Source organism: Segetibacter koreensis DSM 18137, from assembly GCF_000374045.1.
Taxonomy (GTDB): Bacteria; Bacteroidota; Bacteroidia; order Chitinophagales; family Chitinophagaceae; genus Segetibacter; species Segetibacter koreensis.
The window spans coordinates 17,795-34,780 of the sequence record NZ_KB893333.1 but is presented as its reverse complement, the minus strand read 5'-3'; the positions used below and the strand labels follow the sequence as shown (position 1 = coordinate 34,780).

The 16,986-nt window shown below is 39.4% G+C and carries 12 protein-coding genes; all 12 read left to right on the top strand.

Translation table 11 applies throughout. The features are described from left to right. Positions 1-388: 388 nt before the first annotated feature. The 12 genes from B154_RS0115675 (at position 389) to B154_RS0115620 (ending at position 16,985) form a co-directional block, all read left to right on the top strand. Positions 389-3,607 carry a SusC/RagA family TonB-linked outer membrane protein gene (locus B154_RS0115675; protein WP_018615206.1) on the top strand — a complete coding sequence of 1,073 codons (3,219 nt, stop codon included), beginning with the start codon at positions 389-391 and terminating at the stop codon, positions 3,605-3,607. 41 nt (positions 3,608-3,648) lie between these two features. After that, a complete protein-coding gene (locus B154_RS0115670; RefSeq protein ID WP_018615205.1) occupies positions 3,649-5,127 on the top strand; it encodes a RagB/SusD family nutrient uptake outer membrane protein in 1,479 nt (492 codons plus the stop codon). A gap of 103 nt (positions 5,128-5,230) precedes the next feature. Next, positions 5,231-6,460 (top strand): hypothetical protein, encoded by a 1,230-nt coding sequence (locus tag B154_RS0115665; RefSeq protein ID WP_018615204.1) that lies wholly within the window; start codon positions 5,231-5,233, stop codon positions 6,458-6,460. Beyond that, complete coding sequence (locus B154_RS0115660; protein WP_018615203.1) at positions 6,457-7,668, top strand: NHL repeat-containing protein; 1,212 nt, start codon at positions 6,457-6,459, stop codon at positions 7,666-7,668. Before B154_RS0115665 ends, B154_RS0115660 begins: the two co-directional genes overlap by 4 nt. 65 nt (positions 7,669-7,733) lie before the next feature. Then, positions 7,734-9,653 (top strand): glycoside hydrolase domain-containing protein, encoded by a 1,920-nt coding sequence (locus B154_RS0115655; protein WP_018615202.1) that lies wholly within the window; start codon positions 7,734-7,736, stop codon positions 9,651-9,653. 271 nt (positions 9,654-9,924) lie between these two features. Beyond that, positions 9,925-11,895: a S9 family peptidase gene (locus B154_RS0115650; protein ID WP_018615201.1), complete on the top strand. Its 1,971-nt coding sequence runs from the start codon at positions 9,925-9,927 to the stop codon at positions 11,893-11,895. A gap of 45 nt (positions 11,896-11,940) precedes the next feature. Further along, positions 11,941-12,876, top strand: a complete 936-nt coding sequence (locus B154_RS0115645) for a DMT family transporter (protein ID WP_018615200.1) — start codon at positions 11,941-11,943, stop codon at positions 12,874-12,876. Between the two features lie 12 nt (positions 12,877-12,888). Then, on the top strand, positions 12,889-14,055 hold the full coding sequence (locus B154_RS0115640) for an SIS domain-containing protein (protein ID WP_018615199.1): 1,167 nt from the start codon (positions 12,889-12,891) through the stop codon (positions 14,053-14,055). Between the two features lie 38 nt (positions 14,056-14,093). Further along, positions 14,094-15,038, top strand: coding sequence for a carbohydrate kinase family protein (locus tag B154_RS0115635; protein WP_018615198.1), 945 nt, complete (start codon positions 14,094-14,096; stop codon positions 15,036-15,038). A gap of 22 nt (positions 15,039-15,060) precedes the next feature. Beyond that, entirely contained in the window at positions 15,061-15,864 is an 804-nt protein-coding gene (locus tag B154_RS0115630; RefSeq protein WP_211217505.1) for a class II fructose-bisphosphate aldolase, read from the top strand. A 14-nt stretch (positions 15,865-15,878) separates the two neighbouring features. Beyond that, on the top strand, positions 15,879-16,406 hold the full coding sequence (ilvN, locus tag B154_RS0115625; RefSeq protein ID WP_018615196.1) for an acetolactate synthase small subunit: 528 nt from the start codon (positions 15,879-15,881) through the stop codon (positions 16,404-16,406). Between the two features lie 45 nt (positions 16,407-16,451). After that, positions 16,452-16,985 (top strand): gluconate 2-dehydrogenase subunit 3 family protein, encoded by a 534-nt coding sequence (locus B154_RS0115620; RefSeq protein ID WP_018615195.1) that lies wholly within the window; start codon positions 16,452-16,454, stop codon positions 16,983-16,985. Position 16,986: the final 1 nt, after the last annotated feature.

Sequence of the window (16,986 nt, the reverse complement as noted above, 5' to 3'; positions counted from 1 at the left end):
TATAGTACTGCAGATTTACGAAAAAGATTGATGCACAGAAGCTTTTTCATTATCAAAAGTAAATTAAAAATAAGAAAGTGAAAAGGTGTCCCACTATTTAAGCTTTCTTCTCCTTTTTTTGAAAATTTAATTTTTATACTCACAGTTGGTCTTTTCCTCTTCTATACAAGTTTCTTCCTATCAAGTAAATGCAGGGATTGAAAATTTAATCCCTGAAACTAATCTTCGTCGGAATTCTGCGACCTTATACTTTTAAAACCTTTCTATTTGCTTTAAATAATGTTTCAAAATCTTTCGAAAATATTTTTTTATTTTATGATTCTGTATATATTTGTAAGAGTTCCTTTTCAATACAAAAAATTCTCTCTGCACCAAACTTTACTATTTTATGAGAAAAAAGTTAATCCTTAACAGGTTTTTGGTGTGCCGCGCATGCCTGACGAGCCTGAAATGTTTCCCACAGTTTCTTCTTGTTCTTTTGCTATTTTCGATCACCTTTTTTGCAAATGCACAAAATTCGAGGAGGACACCTGTATCGGTAAGCGGCGTTGTTACAGAAAGAACTTCCGGACAGGCACTGGCAGGTGTGTCTATAAAAGTAAAAGGTGGAAAAGGCGGGACGGCAACAGACACCAGCGGTGCTTTTAGGCTGCAAGTTCCTCCAGGTGGTAGTCTTGTTTTTTCATATGTCGGATTTAACGACCGGGAAGTGTCAATCAATAACCAACGAACACTGAATATAGAATTGGAAAGAGGCGCTTCATCGTTAAATGAAGTGGTTGTAGTAGGCTATGGTACGCAAACTAAGAGAGATGTCACCGGGTCTGTCGCTTCTGTTGGAGCAAAACAATTGCAGGATAGGGCAGTAGTATCGTTTAGTGAGGCGCTTGCTGGGCAGGTGGCAGGTGTGCAGGTACAGCAAACTTCAGGCGCACCGGGAGGAGGAATATCGCTAAAAATAAGAGGAACAGGCTCCATTACCGCTGGCAACTCACCATTATATGTTGTTGACGGAGTGCCATTAGATAATGCAACAAATACTGCTGCTGCGCAGGGTGGTGATATTGGTGACCAGTCGCCTGTAAACCCACTGGCTGCCATTAATCCCGGAGACATACAGTCAATAGACATTTTAAAAGATGCTTCGGCAACATCTATTTACGGATCAAGGGGTTCAAACGGTGTAGTTTTGATTACTACCAAACAAGGTGCAGCAGGCAGATCTCAAATAAGCGTAAACGTCAGCACCGGTTTTCAGGATATCGCGAAAAAGGTTGCGGTAATGACTAACCAGGAATATGCGCAACGCCAGATTGATGCCAGAAATGTGAATTGGGTACACGCAGGCGGCAATGCCAATGACCCAAATGCTGTACGAAGCAGCCCTTCTTATAAAATCCCGGATGAATTTAAAAATGCAGCATCATTACCAACAACAGATTGGCAGGATTTGCTTTACAAAAGAGCCCCGATGACCAATTACCAGTTGTCATCGTCTGGTGGTACAGAAAATGTACGTTATTACCTCTCGGGCAATTACCAGGATCAGCAGGGAATAGTTATCAACTCGGGCTATAAAAAATATTCTTTTAGGGGTAATGTAGATGCAAAGGTGTCGGATAAAATTCGCATTGGTTTTCGGTTGTCACCTTCCTATACCAATAACAAGATTGCTACAACGGGTGGTATATCAGACTACGGCGCTATAGGCACGACTGTTTTATCAACTCCTCCGTTGTATGCTGCACGCAATGCTGATGGTAGCTATGCAACATCCTATACACTTCATTTTGATGATGGAACTTCACAAAACATCATTTACAATAATGCGCTTGCTTTTGGTGAAGGCATTCAAAACACAATGAATCAATTTAGTACTGTGGGCAGCATTTTTACTACGATTGATATTGTTAAAAATCTCCAGTTTAAAACCAGCTTCAATACCGATATAAACATTTTCAACAATAATAAATTTTCTCCTTCTTTTATAAGCGTAAATCCATCTGCAGGGCGTTCGTACTCATCAACCAATGTTAGTTGGATAAACGAGAACACGTTAACGTATAACAATACGTTCAATGAGAAGCATAATTTAAATGTATTAGTAGGGGTTACAGAACAAAAATCTTCTTTCAATTCAACAGCAGTTAATGCCAATTCTTTTCCGAATGATTTAGTGCCCACATTAAATGCGGGTATTGTTACCGGAGGTAATTCTTTACGCTCACAATGGTCTCTATTATCTGTTTTGGGAAGGGTGACCTATAACTATAACCAAAAGTATTTTTTAACAGGTACTTTCAGAAGAGACGGTTCATCACGTTTTGGTTCTGACAATAAATGGGGAACGTTTCCTTCAGCGTCTGTAGGTTGGCGGGTAGGACAGGAAGATTTTATGAAAGATGTGAAAAGTGTGAGCGAGCTTAAGCTGAGAGCGAGTTACGGACTTATTGGTAACAATCAAATTCCTGATTATGCTTCTGTTGGTTTGATATATGGTTCAAATTACATTCTAGGCTCAGGCGATGGTAATGTTGTTAGCGGACTTGCACAAGGTAACCTGGGTAACCCGCTGCTGGGTTGGGAGCAGGCAAAAGAAGTTGACCTTGGACTGGACCTGGGATTGTTTCAAAACAGGGTGTACCTAACTCTTGACTATTACAATAAACTTACTTCTAACTTATTGCTAAATGTTCCGGTGCCGCTTTCTACAGGCTATGAAACCTCTCTTAGAAACCTCGGAAAATTGAGAAACAAAGGCCTTGAAATAGCGCTGGAAACAAGAAACATTCAAAATCGTAATTTTACTTGGACTTCTAACTTCAACATTTCTTTTAATACTAACACTGTTGAGGCCCTCGGTCTGGGCGGCACACCCATAATTGTTGCTAATAGGGCGCAGGAAAACTCTCTAACTCATATCACCCAAATAGGAAGTCCATTAGGCAGCTATTACGGATTTATTTTCGATGGAATTTACAGAACCCAGGAAGAGGTGGATAAATCAGCACATCTTCCCGGCACTTATGCAGGTGATGCCAAATTTCGTGATATAAACGGTGACGGCGCTATTAATGATTTGGATAAAACTATCATTGGTAACAACCTGCCTAAATTTACCTATGGCTTAAATAATAGTATAACATTTCAAAATTTTGACTTTGGTGTTTTGCTGCAGGGAGTTCAGGATATGGAGGTTATTAACCTTGTTAAAAGAAGCAATTATCGCAATGTGGGAGCTGATTTTAAAAACTATTGGAGGTCTCCTGACCAGCCAGGCGACGGCAAAACTTTTCAGCCTGGCAATTCAGCAAACAATCGGACTATTTCTTCATGGCTGGTGGAAGACGGGTCATTTTTAAGAATAAAAAATGTATCTCTTGGTTACAGGTTGGGTAAAATTTTAAATGGCTCCTTTATAAAGAGTGCAAGGGTATATGTAAACATTCAAAACCTGTACACTTTCACTAAATACAGTCTCTACAATCCTGAAGTAAATACGACAGAAGGAGATCCGTGGATTTCATCAGCACTTACACCAGGCATTGATTATGGTACTTATCCTCTTGCACGTACAATTATTTTTGGCTTAAATGTAGGTTTCTAGTAATTATTAAATCTAATAGTTCATCTCCTAAAATATAAATTATGAATTGCAGAAAATTCCTTGCAATACTTGTTACCATATTTGTTGTATCATCTCTTTCATCGTGTAAAAAGTTTCTTGACTCTTCTCCGATTTCACAAATTGGCGTAGATAATTTTTATAAAACAGAAGCAGATTTCAACCAGGCTTTGGTCGGTGCTTATTCAGCTTTTGCCCAGGTTTACCAGGGCAATGGATACTACTCTTTATTAGTCGACTTACGATCAGACAATACTACAGAACTAACCCCTGGGGGCGATGGCAACGATGCTAAAATGAATCTCGATGAGTTTAAAGAAACAACAGATAATGAACACCTTACTGCTTTCTGGCAAAACAGTTATACGCTTATTGCCCGGGCAAATAGTATTATCAGCAATATTAATAATGCACAAATAGCTGATGACCTAAAAAAGCAGTTTGCAGGTGAGGCTAAAGTGCTGAGAGCTTTGTCTTATTATAATCTTGTTCGCTTGTACGGAGGAGTGCCACTGGTAACAGAACCTGTCTCTGATATTGACGCGAGTTATAAAGTAGGAAGAGCTTCGGTTGATGAAGTATACGCACAGATTGTAAGCGATTTAACTGAAGCTGAAACCCTTCTTCCTGTCTCATATGATGATGCTAATGTAGGTCGGGCTACGATTGGAGTCGCAGAAAGCTTGTTGGGAGATGTTTATTTAACGCAAAAAAAATATACAGAAGCTGCCGCAGAATTTAAAAAAGTTGTTGACCTGAAAGTCTATGAACTGTTGCCAGTGTATGCAGATTTATTTAAAGCAGGTATGCAGGGAAATAAAGAAGCTATCTGGCAGGCTCAATATAAAAATGGATCAGCCTATTTAGGTTCAAACCTTCCCAATCATTTCGCCCCAACAGGCTCTGAAGGTATTACCATTCCAAGTGGCGGTGCCTATGGTTTTAATCAACCGACGGAAGACATAGCAAATGCATATACGGCAAATGACGTTCGCAGAAATAATATTGCCGATGGATATACCAATGGAGGTGTGTTTGTGGCTGCTAAATATATTCGGGGTTATGTAGAACGCGAAACAGGCGGCGGTTATTTGGATTCTGGTGCTGACTGGTATGTATTGCGATTTGCCGACATTTTATTAAAGTACGCGGAAGCCCTTAATGAAGTTCACCATGGTCCAACCGGCGATGCTTACACTTATGTAAATATGGTAAGACAAAGGGCAGGACTTGCTGTCGTGGAAGGGCTGAACTACGATACTTTTAAAGCTGCTGTTTACAATGAAGAAAGACTTGAATCTCCATTTGAAGGACATCGGTGGTTTGATTTGCTAAGAACAGGCAGAGCTTTGCAAGTGATGAATTCAAAGGTGTCACAAGGCGCAGGAACACCAACTGTGGGTATTTCTACTCCAATTAAAGAATACCAATTGTTGTATCCCATTCCTGCAATTGTAGTTACAACCAGCAGTCCTGCCATCACTCAAAACGAGGGCTATTAGTTGTTAAGCCGGAAGACTTTTTTTAGAAAAAGCTTAATAAAACCTTAGTAATGGGTTACATTCATGTTGGTATCTATAAATCTAAAAATTCAAAGTGCTCGTAATGCAGTTGAACTATTTTAAAATCTTTTTGTCCTTTGTCGGCTGCTGTTTCTTTGCTTTTCAAAAAGGAATTGGTCAGCAAAGTATAACCAAGGCGAATATTGCTTTTATTGACTATACCGGCTTTCCTGAAGGTCAATCTACATGGGACGATATTGGTTTTAGCAGCAAGTATAATAAAGTAGTTGTAGGCGTAACAAATCATCGGGATAAAGTCGCGTTATTTGACTATGATGTAGCATCAGGTAAAATGACAAACAATGGCCTAATCGGTGACCTGGCACATTTGCGTGACTTTCAATGGCAGGCAAAAATCCATTCTAAAATTATTGAAGGTAATGATGGGTACATGTATTTTTCTACTGACGGTGGAGAGTCGAGAGAAGAATATTTTATGAACCACCCTTCAGGGTATGCAGGAGGCTTTTTCATGAAATGGCATCCGAAAACTAAAGACTTCATCAACCTGGGCATGGGAATGCAGTACGAAAGCATTAAGGACATCGACCTGGATCCACAAACAGGAAAGTTATACGGCGTATCTTATCCCCAGGTTCATTTCCTGGTGTATGATCCGGCAAAGAATAGTATGAAGGATTTCGGACGGCTAGGCAGCTCACATGTGCCTAGGGTATTGTTCACCGATTGGTGGGGAAACTGTTATTATGTAGATTGGCGCCAACGCCTTGTAAAGTATGAAAAAAATTCTGATTCTTTAATATTTGCCGCTACTAGTTTGCCTGCATTTGAAGGAACTCCCGGGGGCAAAATTGTTACAGGTATTACCGCGTACGCAAAAGACAAAAAGAACAATGTCATTTATCTTATTACCTACGGAGCAAAGATTGTTGCCTTGTATCCTGATAAAATCGGTATCGGAAAAGTTGTTGACTTAGGTGGAGTAGCAGACAGTAGCAGCAAAATAAATCCGTGGGGACCTTATGTGCCTAATCTAAATATCGGAAACAATGGGAAACTCTATTACATAGTAGGTGGACATGGAAATTATGTAATAGAGAATAAAACTGTCTTAATAGAATTCGATCCGAAAACACGAAAACACACTATTATTTATGAATATCCTGTAGATGAACTTAGTGAAGCTACTGGTTCTGATACCAAAGATAAAGAAGGCAATCTATATTTTGCCGGTCGAAGAGATTTGGATAAAAATGACCATTCTGCTCCTTTTTTAATTAAGTTCAATCCCGGTAAAAAAGTTCAAAAATGATTTTTTCCCCTATAAAGGTTTTAACTGTTGCGACACTTGTTTTTTTGGCTGATTCTTCATTTTCTCAGTACACGTATTATAAACCTACTGAAGGGTTTGGTATTGAAGTATCGCTTTCTAATACTAACCTCAAAAGAATGCCGATGTACAGAAACTCGATTGCATCTCTTGCAGTAATAGGCGATAATATAATTGGTGGAACTGCAGCAGACGAAAAATTAGCACCTTATCTATTTGTTGCGTCTTTAAACAAAAAAGAGTTGATAGAACTTAAAGATTTAAACGAAGTTGTGAAAGGCCAACGAAGTATACAATCGGGTTTCTTCAAAGGCAAGAACAATACATTATTTGCGGGTACAATTGCTAATAAGTTAGAAAACGGTACAACTGGAAGTGGTCACATTTTACAGGTTAATATTGGTACAAACGCCAACATTAGCATCACCGACCTTGGTACACCTGTCCGAGGTGAGGGAGTCAATGCTATAACTGGTGATGAGAAGGCAAATATGCTTTACGGCATTACTTATCCTTCCGGTATTTTCTTTTCGTACAATATAGCTAGTAAGACTTTCAAGACTTATAAAGAAGTTGCTCCAACTAAAGCCCAATTTGACACTTTAGTCAACGAATACCACGAAAAGCCAGAGGAGTTTTTAAGCAGTTCTCTTGCAGTGGATAACAAGGGCCTGGTATATGGCAGCCGGGCTATTAATAAAGTTTTTTACTTCAATCCTTCTGATGAAAGCTTCCATACGGTATCAGACTTACCAGAGGTATGGGGAAGACGAACACTAGGTCGGGTGGATGCATGGACCAAGAGCAGTGACGGTTCACTATATGGAGGAAACGGGGGAGATGGGCAATTGTTCCAGTTAGATGCCTCAACAAATAACGTAAAGAATTTAGGTAAACCGATAATGATGAACAGGTTAAGAAGTATGTGCTTTGGGGCCAACGGCAAGTTATATGGAATAGCAGGAGCATTGCCAGGATACGCACACCTGTTTAGCTATGAACCAAAAAATGAAGGATTTAAAGATTTGGGTAATCCCCAGTTTATCCTGAAAGCACCGGGAATAGAGCAAGGAATTGAATGGCGCGGGTTTCAACTACGAACGATAACCGCATCCGAAGATGGAAAATACATTGTAATGGGAGAGGATGAGGCTTTAAGTCAATTACTTATTTTTCCGGTAGGTGATTAGAAAGCTGTTTACAACGATCGGCGTAGAAAGAACTTTTATTTAGTATAAATTGATTAGTTGAATTTATGATTAAATGTTTTACACTTATATTGTTTGGTTTTTTTACTGTTGTTACTGCCAATGCTAATGACAGTACCAAGTGGAGCATTAGCGTAATTCCTTCTTCGGTGCGCATTGATCCTTCTACAAACCGAATTATCGATCATCCTTATTCTACAGATACAATAACAAATAATGGTGCTCCTTCAATACTAGAAAATAATTGGGTATACGATGGAAAGGTCGCCCATTTGCAAGGAGCCAGGGGAGAATATGTTTCATTTCAACTGGTATTGACAAACAAAACAGAGACGCCACTAAAAGGCATCAACGTATCAATGAAGCCTTTCCAAAACAATAGTGCTCAGATAAATATTCTTCCTGAATTGTTTTTAGAATGGGCCGTGGAAGTAAAAACAGCAAGCACTGGATATCCAAGAGCCGCACTGGGTAAAGGCTGGTATCCTGACGCCGTGATACCTTTTAAGTATATTCAGCAAGGCACCCAATCCCATAAAGTCAATGCGTGGGTTTACCCACTTCAATTGCCCGATTTTAATAACCGGATAACAAATCAAAAGTCGCAAATCATTTGGGTTGACCAGTACATTCCTTTTGAAAAGATTGCTGCTAAAAGTGGGTTGTATAGCAGCACAATAACTATTACCATTGATAATGTTACCCGCTCTATACCTGTGCAATTAAATATTTGGGACTTTGCCTTACCCAACGAAAATTTATTAAAAGCCAGTTTGCAACACGAGGGTTTTGTAAGTAGCATGAATGAAAAACAAGAGTTGGAAATTTACCAGTTGATGAAGAGAAACCGGGTGGGTATAATGGATCCGACGTATAAGCCGGATATGAAAAAGACTGGAAAAAATGTTTCAATCAGTTGGACTGGATTTGACAAACGCCTGAAGAAATATTTGACCGGCGAGGCATTTACAAAAGCGTATGGTTACAATTACGGCCCTGGTTATGGAACGCCTATAGAAACTTTCCTGCTACCATTCGATGTTTATGGTAAACATAATACTCCCGGCTGGCCCGACATAGGAAAACCAGATGTTGAAAGAAAAGAAGAAAACAAAGCAATTTATGCAAATATCATTCGTAATGTCAGAGACCATGTCAGGTCTATGGTAAATCTCAAGACAACCGATGTGACTGTGTATTTAGACGGACTTGACGAATCTTATTTTCCCGAGGCGTGGGACAGGATGGCGTACTATGGGGCATTATTTAAAAAAGAGTATCCTGAAGCAGAATTTAGAGTCGATGGTGGTTATACCGATAGTGCAATGAGAGTAATTGAAAATGCAATTAGTTCATGGGCGGTACACACTATTGAGTTTGATGAAAAAAGGTTTGAAAAGTATGGCAGAATGGGCATTAAACAATGGTTATACGGACCAATGATTTATGAGAGTAAAATCAATAGTTGGGTGGGCAGCTCCACGTTTACCGACCTTCCTTTAGTAAATGACCGGGCTATTAGCTGGAGCGCGTGGAAGTATAAAGCCCACTCATGGATAAGCTGGGGCGCGGGCGCCGGGTGGAAGGCAGGGTGGTACGACTCCGAGACGTGGAAAAGTGCTAACGATGGAGGTAACGCTGAAGGTTACGACGAAAAGAAGCTGAATGGAAATGGGATGCTGCTGTACAGCCCTGGTATAATACCTAATGTTAATGCCGCCTGTCCCTCAATTAGATTAAAGACTATGCGCGATGGGGTACAGGAATATGAGTATATGCGATTATTGACAAATATTGATAAAAATGATAGCCGTGTCAGTGCGGTTGTAAATAGTATTATTAATAAACCCTTTGGCGATGCAGCCGTAGGTAATATTGATGTATGGAGCTATAATCCCGAGCAGTGGGATAAGAAGCGGATTGAATTGGGAGAACTTATCAATCAATCTATTAAAAAGGTAAAATAAATATTTATATTGATGCTATTTATTTTGAGGTTAAGGTTTTTACCTATGTTTTTGCTGCTTGCCTAATTGGTATTGGGGTTTTCAATGTAGGAGTAGCCCCTCTAAAAAAGATAGTGCCGAAAGTTTCGCCTTCTTGTGGATAAAGACCTGAGAAAGTGAACGTGCGGGCTGACTAGAATTAATACTTCTATAACGCAGATTGTACTTGAAGATTAATGTAAAAATTGATTTGCGTGGCGGAAGGTAAAAGTTATTAAACATCGTATTGTAAATGAGTTTGGAACAGAATATAGAAAGACGTCCCTTAAAGGTTGAAGACTTGCAGAGTATAACTATGCTTAGTTCTGTTGGTTTGTCTTGTGATGGTACATATATAGCCTATGTAAGTACAAAAACTATTATTGAAGAAAATGCACAAAAAGATTTTATATCTATTATAGACCTAAATACCGAACAGGAAGTAAAAGTTTGGGAAGGATCCTCGCCGCAATGGTCTCCGGTGTCAAAGCAAATCGCATATTTAGCAGAACATAAAGACACTACCTATATCTGGATTTATACTTTAGATACAGAAGAACAAAAGCCGTTAGTACCGGTATATGAGTCGCATTATTTCATGGGGCACTTAAGCATTAAAAATTTTGCATGGTCACCCGATGGCTCAATGATAGGCTATATAAGTACGAAGCCCTTTTCAAATATTGAAAAGGATGACGGTGTACAAGTAATTGACAGGTTATTATACAAAACAAAGGGTGGCAGAGGCAGGCCTTCAATTGCAGATGATGGGCTTTCACATGTGTGGGTAGTTGCAATCAATGCCGGACTTCCAGAACTAATTACCAATACTACCTACAATGAGCATTCTATATCCTGGTCTCCTGACAGCACTAAAATAGCGTTCATTAGTAAGAGATCGGCGAACCCCGATGATAACCAGTTACACGATTTATGGAGCGTTGACTTAAGTACAAAAAATATTACGAGGCATACCGAAAATTTTGGAACCACTTATCAACCAGCGTGGTCGCCAGACGGAGCGTCTATAGCTTTCCTGGGAACAACAAGTAAAGTAAGTACAAACGACAGCCCGGCAGAAGATACGCACCTTTATCTAGTTCGAACAGACAGTAACTCTTTTCATTGTTTAACTCAGGCATTCGACCGAAGAATTGAACAAATAAACTGGCATCCTAAGGCCGAAGGAATATATTTTACTGCCGGAGATAAAGGCACTACAGCTATTTATAGTGTTTGCATTATTGACAACGCTATAACATTAGTGGTAGGAGAAAAATGTCACATACTCGAATATACAGTTAGCAAATCAGGGGATACTGTCTGTTACACAAGTACAGATACGACTCATCTGACAGAAATTTTTCTTCATGCTATAGATAGAAATATTACCAGGCAGTTGACCAATAAAAGCAGTAGTCTTTTAGAGAAGTGCCTTCTGCAGCATGCAGAAAGTTTTTGGTTCAAAAGCTTTGACAACTTAGATGTACAAGGCTGGTTAATAAAACCTTCTCACTTTGATCCTGCTCGTAAGTATCCACTTATACTTGTCATTCATGGCGGCCCACATAACATGTTTGGATACGAGTTTGAAGATCGGATGCAAATATTATCAGCAAATGGATATAGCGTTTTATTTATTAATCCGCGCGGAAGCAGTGGTTATGGACAGGCTTTTTCAAGCGGGAGTGTCTTAAGTTGGGGTGGGGGAGATTATAAAGATTTAATGGCAGGCGTAGATGCTGCTATTGAAGTAAATAGCTGGATAGATGTCGAGCGACTAGGCGTAACAGGGCAGAGTTATGGCGGATATATGACCAACTGGATTATTACGCAGACCAATCGCTTTAAAGCTGCAGTTGTAGACGGCGGTATAAGTAATTTAATAAGCTTCGCGGGCACTTCTTTGTACCATTCATTAATCGAATCGGAATTTAACGGAAGAGCCTATGATAATTTCTCATTGCTCTGGCAATGGTCACCGTTGAGAAATGTAAAAAATATAACAACACCTACATTACTGTTGCACGGTGACCGCGATAATGAAGTGCCAGTATCACAAGCGGAAGAAATGTATATAGCATTGAAAAAGCTAAATGTTGAAAGTCGATTTGTTCAATATATCGGTGAAGGACATGGATGGCGACCTGACCTTAAACCAAAAAACAGGTACGATGTACTAAACCGTACAGTTGAGTGGTTTGCAAAATATTTAAAGAAATAACAAGATTATCAGTACGATCATAGACGTACGCGTTAAGAAATCAATATGCAAAAGACAAGAACCTGGATAGGGTTTGTTATTATACATGTCATCTTTATGGGAGTATGGGGAGCATTGATAGAACTGCCCGAAAAAAATGGCTTTCCCGCTACTTTGGGTTATGTAGTATGGGCGCTTACCATGATACCGGCCGCCATTATTGCTCTGTCAATCAACAAATGGAAGTTGGACCATGACAGAAACTCAATACTCTATGGATGCCTGTCTGGTTTTTTGGGTGCCGTAGGGCAGTTGGTGCTTTTTTTTACTTTAAAAATTGCGCCGGCATATATTGTTTTTCCTATTCTGTCTCTAACGCCTGTTGTTACGATATTGCTAGCAGTATTGTTCTTAAAAGAATCTACCGGGATTGTCGGATGGATAGGCATAGGGATAGCAGTTTTGGCAATACTCTTATTGTCATACGTTCCTGCAGGAAACGGCAATACTTTAGGTTATTTATGGATTGTGATGACGATCATACCTCTTGTTGCATGGGGAACCCAGGGTTTTGTTATGCGCTTTGCTAATGATAAAATGAAGGCAGAAAGTATTTTCTTTTATATGATGATTAGTTCAGTCGCCCTTATACCGATAGCTCTATGGATGACTGATTTTTCAAAGCCTATTAATTATGGATTAAATGGCCCTTACCTCGCAGCAGGAATCCAGATACTAAACGCCTTTGGTGCGTTGTGTCTTGTCTATGCTTTCCGCTATGGCAAGGCCATCATTGTTGCTCCCATGACAACTGCTTTGTCGCCGGTGCTTACAGTTGTTATATCCTTAATTATTTATGCAGTTATTCCCCACCCTTTAATTATAGCGGGGATAGTATTAGCTATAGTGTCTGCTTTGTTGATGGGAATTGCAGAGTCAAAAATGGAAAGGAAAAATAACATAAAAGTAGCAGAGCGCACTTTGCTAAATCAAGTAAAATAGAACGTAAGAAGTATGCCATATCTAGATTTTAAACAAGAAGAAATTGAGGAGAAAGGCGGCCTATATACAGCCGTGGAAATTGAGGGACAGCCCCTTCTCTGGCAGGAAGTATTTGATTTGATCTACTCGCAAAAGAATGCGATTTGCAAATTCCTGTTTCCCTTAATAGAAAACCCCGACCTGAGAATTGTTTTGACGGGAGCTGGCTCGTCCGCATTTATTGGAGAAGCAGCGCAGGGGATCATTCAATTAAATACAAAAAGAATAACTAACGCTATTGCTACCACAGATCTGATTACACATCCCCGACTTCATTTTATAAGAAAAATCCCAACATTGTTGATATCATTTGCCAGGTCTGGTAATAGTCCTGAAAGTCTTGCTGCGGTGGAGCTCGCGAATGAATATTGTGACACTGTTTTTCACTTTATCATTACGTGTAATAAAGATGGCAAGCTGGTTAAAAACCGTTTTACAAACGCCTACCATTTGGTATTGCCCGAAAGATCCAACGACAAAAGCCTGGCTATGACCGGAAGCTTTACAGCAATGCTGTTGTCCGCAATCTTGATCTCGAAAATAGACAGACTCGATAATTTACGACAACCTCTGCATGTTTTAATAAAAGATACTAAAGAATTGCTTGGAAGGCACTTGCCCATGATTAAAACCGTTGCTGAGCAGCCATATGAACGGGTTATTTTTTTAGGGTCTGGTCCGCTGTTAGGAGTAGCACGTGAATGTCATTTGAAATTGCAGGAATTAACAGATGGGAAGGTGGTTTGCAAGCATGATTCATTCCTTGGTTTCCGTCATGGACCACGAGCTGTTTCGAACGAGGATTCGTTAATAGTTTATTTATTTTCAACTGATGAGCACGTGTTTTTGTATGAGCGGGATTTGTGTTTATCAATAGATGCTGATGCCCGTAATATCCGTACAGTTAGTTGTAATCAACATATAGAAGCGCTAAAGAATTCCGTCCTGGCTATTACTTTTTCAGAAGGCACCGGTTCAATAAATGAGCTGGCGTTTATTAGTGCTACGCTTATTGGTCAGCTACTTGGTTTCTACCACTCTATTTATCTGGGACTTAGACCTGATAATCCATCAATTTCAGGGTCAATCAGTCGGGTTGTAGAAGGGGTCACGATTTATCCTGAACCTGTTGCAGTGTAGCTAATTGTAGTTGATAATTAATGTTGTCAATTGATTTTATGAAAAAGAAAGATGTATTGGTAATAGGTGAATTAAACGTTGATATCTTACTAAATAAGGTAGAAGGATTTCCTGTAATCGGACAGGAGATATTGGCGGATGAAATGACTTTTACTCTTGGTAGCTCTTCCGCCATCTTTGCTGCTAACCTCGCTTCACTCGGTATATCAACATCCTTTTGCGGTATTGTAGGAAAGGATTTTTTTGGAGAATTTATTCTTTCAGAATTAAATAAAAAACAGGTAGAGACACAATTAGTTGTGGTATCTGCACATTACCAAACCGGCCTTACTATGATATTAAATTATCAGCAAGACCGGGCTAATGTCACTCATTGCGGTGCCATGAACCACTTTCACCTTAAAGATATTCCTGCCGATTGCTTTTCCGACTATAAACACTTACACCTGTCTTCTTACTTTTTGCAAAAAGGAATGCAAAGAGATATAGTGCAATTGTTTAAAACAGCTCGGCATAAAGGCATGTCAACCTCACTCGATATTCAATGGGATCCTGCAAATAAATGGGATTTTCCCTATAAGGAGTGCTTGCCATATGTAGATTTTTTCTTGCCAAACGAAGCGGAGATCTTTGCCCTGACCGACACGAAACAATTATGTGATGCCTTTGATTTATTGGGTCCCTTCGCTAATACTATAATTGTCAAAAGAGGTATTAATGGTGCGTTGGGATATAACAAAGGCACCTATACGGAAGCCAATCCTTATCTGCACACTTATTTTGTTGATGCTATTGGAGCTGGTGATAGTTTCAATGCAGGTTTTATTAGCAGTTTTCTTAAGGGGAAATCCTTGCGTGAAAGCTTACTTTTTGGAAATCTTGCCGGTGCCATAAACACCACTGCTTCTGGTGGAACGGGCGCCTTTTCTGACCTTTCTTCTTTCGTTACAAAAGCAAAATCAATTTTTAATATAGAAATATAAATTCATGCTTTTAAAACAAAAGATGCGACTTCTAACGGAGCAAAAGAAAGGGTTACTCGCGACAAATTTTTATAATCTCGAAACTTTGCATGGAGTGCTGCGGGCAGCCCGGGAACTTGATCAGCCTTTAATTTTACAACTGACCAGCAATTCAATAGAGTATATGGGGTTGAATACTGCGGTTAACTCAGCTAAAACAGGATTGAAGGATTATGGAGTTGAAGGGTGGCTTCATTTAGACCATGGAGGTTCTGTTGAACTTGCGCAGGCATGCCTGGATGCAGGTTTTGATTCAGTTATGATCGATGGAAGCGAATTGCCATTCGACGAAAACATTAAAATAACAAAAGAAGTGGTTAAAAGGGCATCCGCATACAATGCCAATGTCGAAGCAGAACTTGGATATGTAGCCAAGCTCGGTCAAGCCCATACACAAATGGGGTTTACCCGGGTTGCAGAAGCCGAAACGTTTGTTGAAGAAACAGGCGTTGATGCCTTGGCTATAGCAATCGGTACTGCGCATGGCTTTTACAAGGAAGAGCCCAAATTGCAGTTTGACCTGCTGGCAGATATTCATTCACGCATCAAGTCAATATTAGTCCTTCATGGTAGCTCGGGTGTACCTGCAGCACAGCTTCAGCAAGCTATTTCTTTGGGAATATGTAAAATAAACCTGGCTACAGAAATAAAAAATATATTCATGAAAACGCTTCAGTCTATTCTTAAGCAAAGTGAGGAGATTGATTTAAGAAAGGTTTTTCCAAAAGCTACAAACAGCGTGACTCAACTTGTGAAAGAAAAATTGTTAATCGTTCAGAATAATTAATATTTGTCAGTGCGATGTCGAAACAAGAATTAACAGCAGTAATTTATACGGAAAATAGTATCGGCTTGCTTAATAAAGTGACGACTATGTTTTCACGGCGACGAATAAACATTGAAAGTCTAAACGTTGCACCTTCAGAAGTCGACGGAATTCATCGCCTTACAATAGTTGTTTTTGAAAGCGAAGAAGTAATAAAGAAGCTTATGCTGCAGATTGAAAAACAAATTGATGTTTTTAAGACATTCTACTACACAAATGAAGAAATTGTTTGGCAAGACCATATACTATTTAAGATTGCAATAGATGAATCATCGAATCTGAAAATTGAAAATTTATGTAAATATTATGGCGCAAGGCATGTAACTGCAGGCGAAAGCTATGTTATTTACGAAACAACAGGTCCAGCCGAGACCTCAGACGCGATAGTGAAATCGTTGGAAACTATAGGTATAACAGAAATGGTAAGAGGGGCGAGAATAGCAGTTGCAAAATATAGGCACAGTTTTCAACAGGAATTGACGCAGATGATTTGTTTACCCTGATATTTATTATCTTAGAAAAAATTAAGAGACACAAGACCACCCAGAATGAAAAGAAGGACCGCTGTTAGAAACTTGTTTTTTATTGCCGGAGGTATTACTATAATACCGTCCTGTTTGTCGAGTCCGGAAAAAGCATCGATCGCTTTAAACAATTTTACGATTACCCGGGATCAGGAAAATATTCTTGCAGAAATAGCTTCAATCATCATTCCTCAAACAAATACGCCAGGAGCTAAAGAAGTGGGAGCACATTTATTTGTTTTAAAAATGCTGGATGACTGTTATGAAAAAGACATACAACAGAAATTTGTCCAGGGGTTAGATCAACTGGAAAATTGTACAAAGGTTAATTTAGGACGTTCATTTCTTAAATGTACTAACGCACAGAAGCAACGCATTCTTGAGGGTGTGGAAAGTAAGCAGGGTTACAGTCAGGAGGTTGTTGACTTTTATCGAATAATGAAAGAAAGAACCATTCAGGGATATATGACTTCAAAGTTCGTAGTAATGAATATCCAGAAATATGAAATTATTCCTTCAGTAAAATATAACGGATATTATCCAATCAAAAGTAAATAGG

What these genes read in the sequence shown, in the direction of transcription:
- ilvN (WP_018615196.1), top strand. Translation starts at nt 15,879, where the DNA reads ATGTCGAAACAAGAATTAACAGCAGTAATTTATACGGAAAATAGTATC.
- B154_RS0115620 (WP_018615195.1), top strand. Translation starts at nt 16,452, where the DNA reads ATGAAAAGAAGGACCGCTGTTAGAAACTTGTTTTTTATTGCCGGAGGT.
- B154_RS0115640 (WP_018615199.1), top strand. Translation starts at nt 12,889, where the DNA reads ATGCCATATCTAGATTTTAAACAAGAAGAAATTGAGGAGAAAGGCGGC.
- B154_RS0115650 (WP_018615201.1), top strand. Translation starts at nt 9,925, where the DNA reads ATGAGTTTGGAACAGAATATAGAAAGACGTCCCTTAAAGGTTGAAGAC.
- B154_RS0115645 (WP_018615200.1), top strand. Translation starts at nt 11,941, where the DNA reads ATGCAAAAGACAAGAACCTGGATAGGGTTTGTTATTATACATGTCATC.
- B154_RS0115630 (WP_211217505.1), top strand. Translation starts at nt 15,061, where the DNA reads ATGCGACTTCTAACGGAGCAAAAGAAAGGGTTACTCGCGACAAATTTT.
- B154_RS0115655 (WP_018615202.1), top strand. Translation starts at nt 7,734, where the DNA reads ATGATTAAATGTTTTACACTTATATTGTTTGGTTTTTTTACTGTTGTT.
- B154_RS0115635 (WP_018615198.1), top strand. Translation starts at nt 14,094, where the DNA reads ATGAAAAAGAAAGATGTATTGGTAATAGGTGAATTAAACGTTGATATC.
- B154_RS0115660 (WP_018615203.1), top strand. Translation starts at nt 6,457, where the DNA reads ATGATTTTTTCCCCTATAAAGGTTTTAACTGTTGCGACACTTGTTTTT.
- B154_RS0115665 (WP_018615204.1), top strand. Translation starts at nt 5,231, where the DNA reads ATGCAGTTGAACTATTTTAAAATCTTTTTGTCCTTTGTCGGCTGCTGT.
- B154_RS0115670 (WP_018615205.1), top strand. Translation starts at nt 3,649, where the DNA reads ATGAATTGCAGAAAATTCCTTGCAATACTTGTTACCATATTTGTTGTA.
- B154_RS0115675 (WP_018615206.1), top strand. Translation starts at nt 389, where the DNA reads ATGAGAAAAAAGTTAATCCTTAACAGGTTTTTGGTGTGCCGCGCATGC.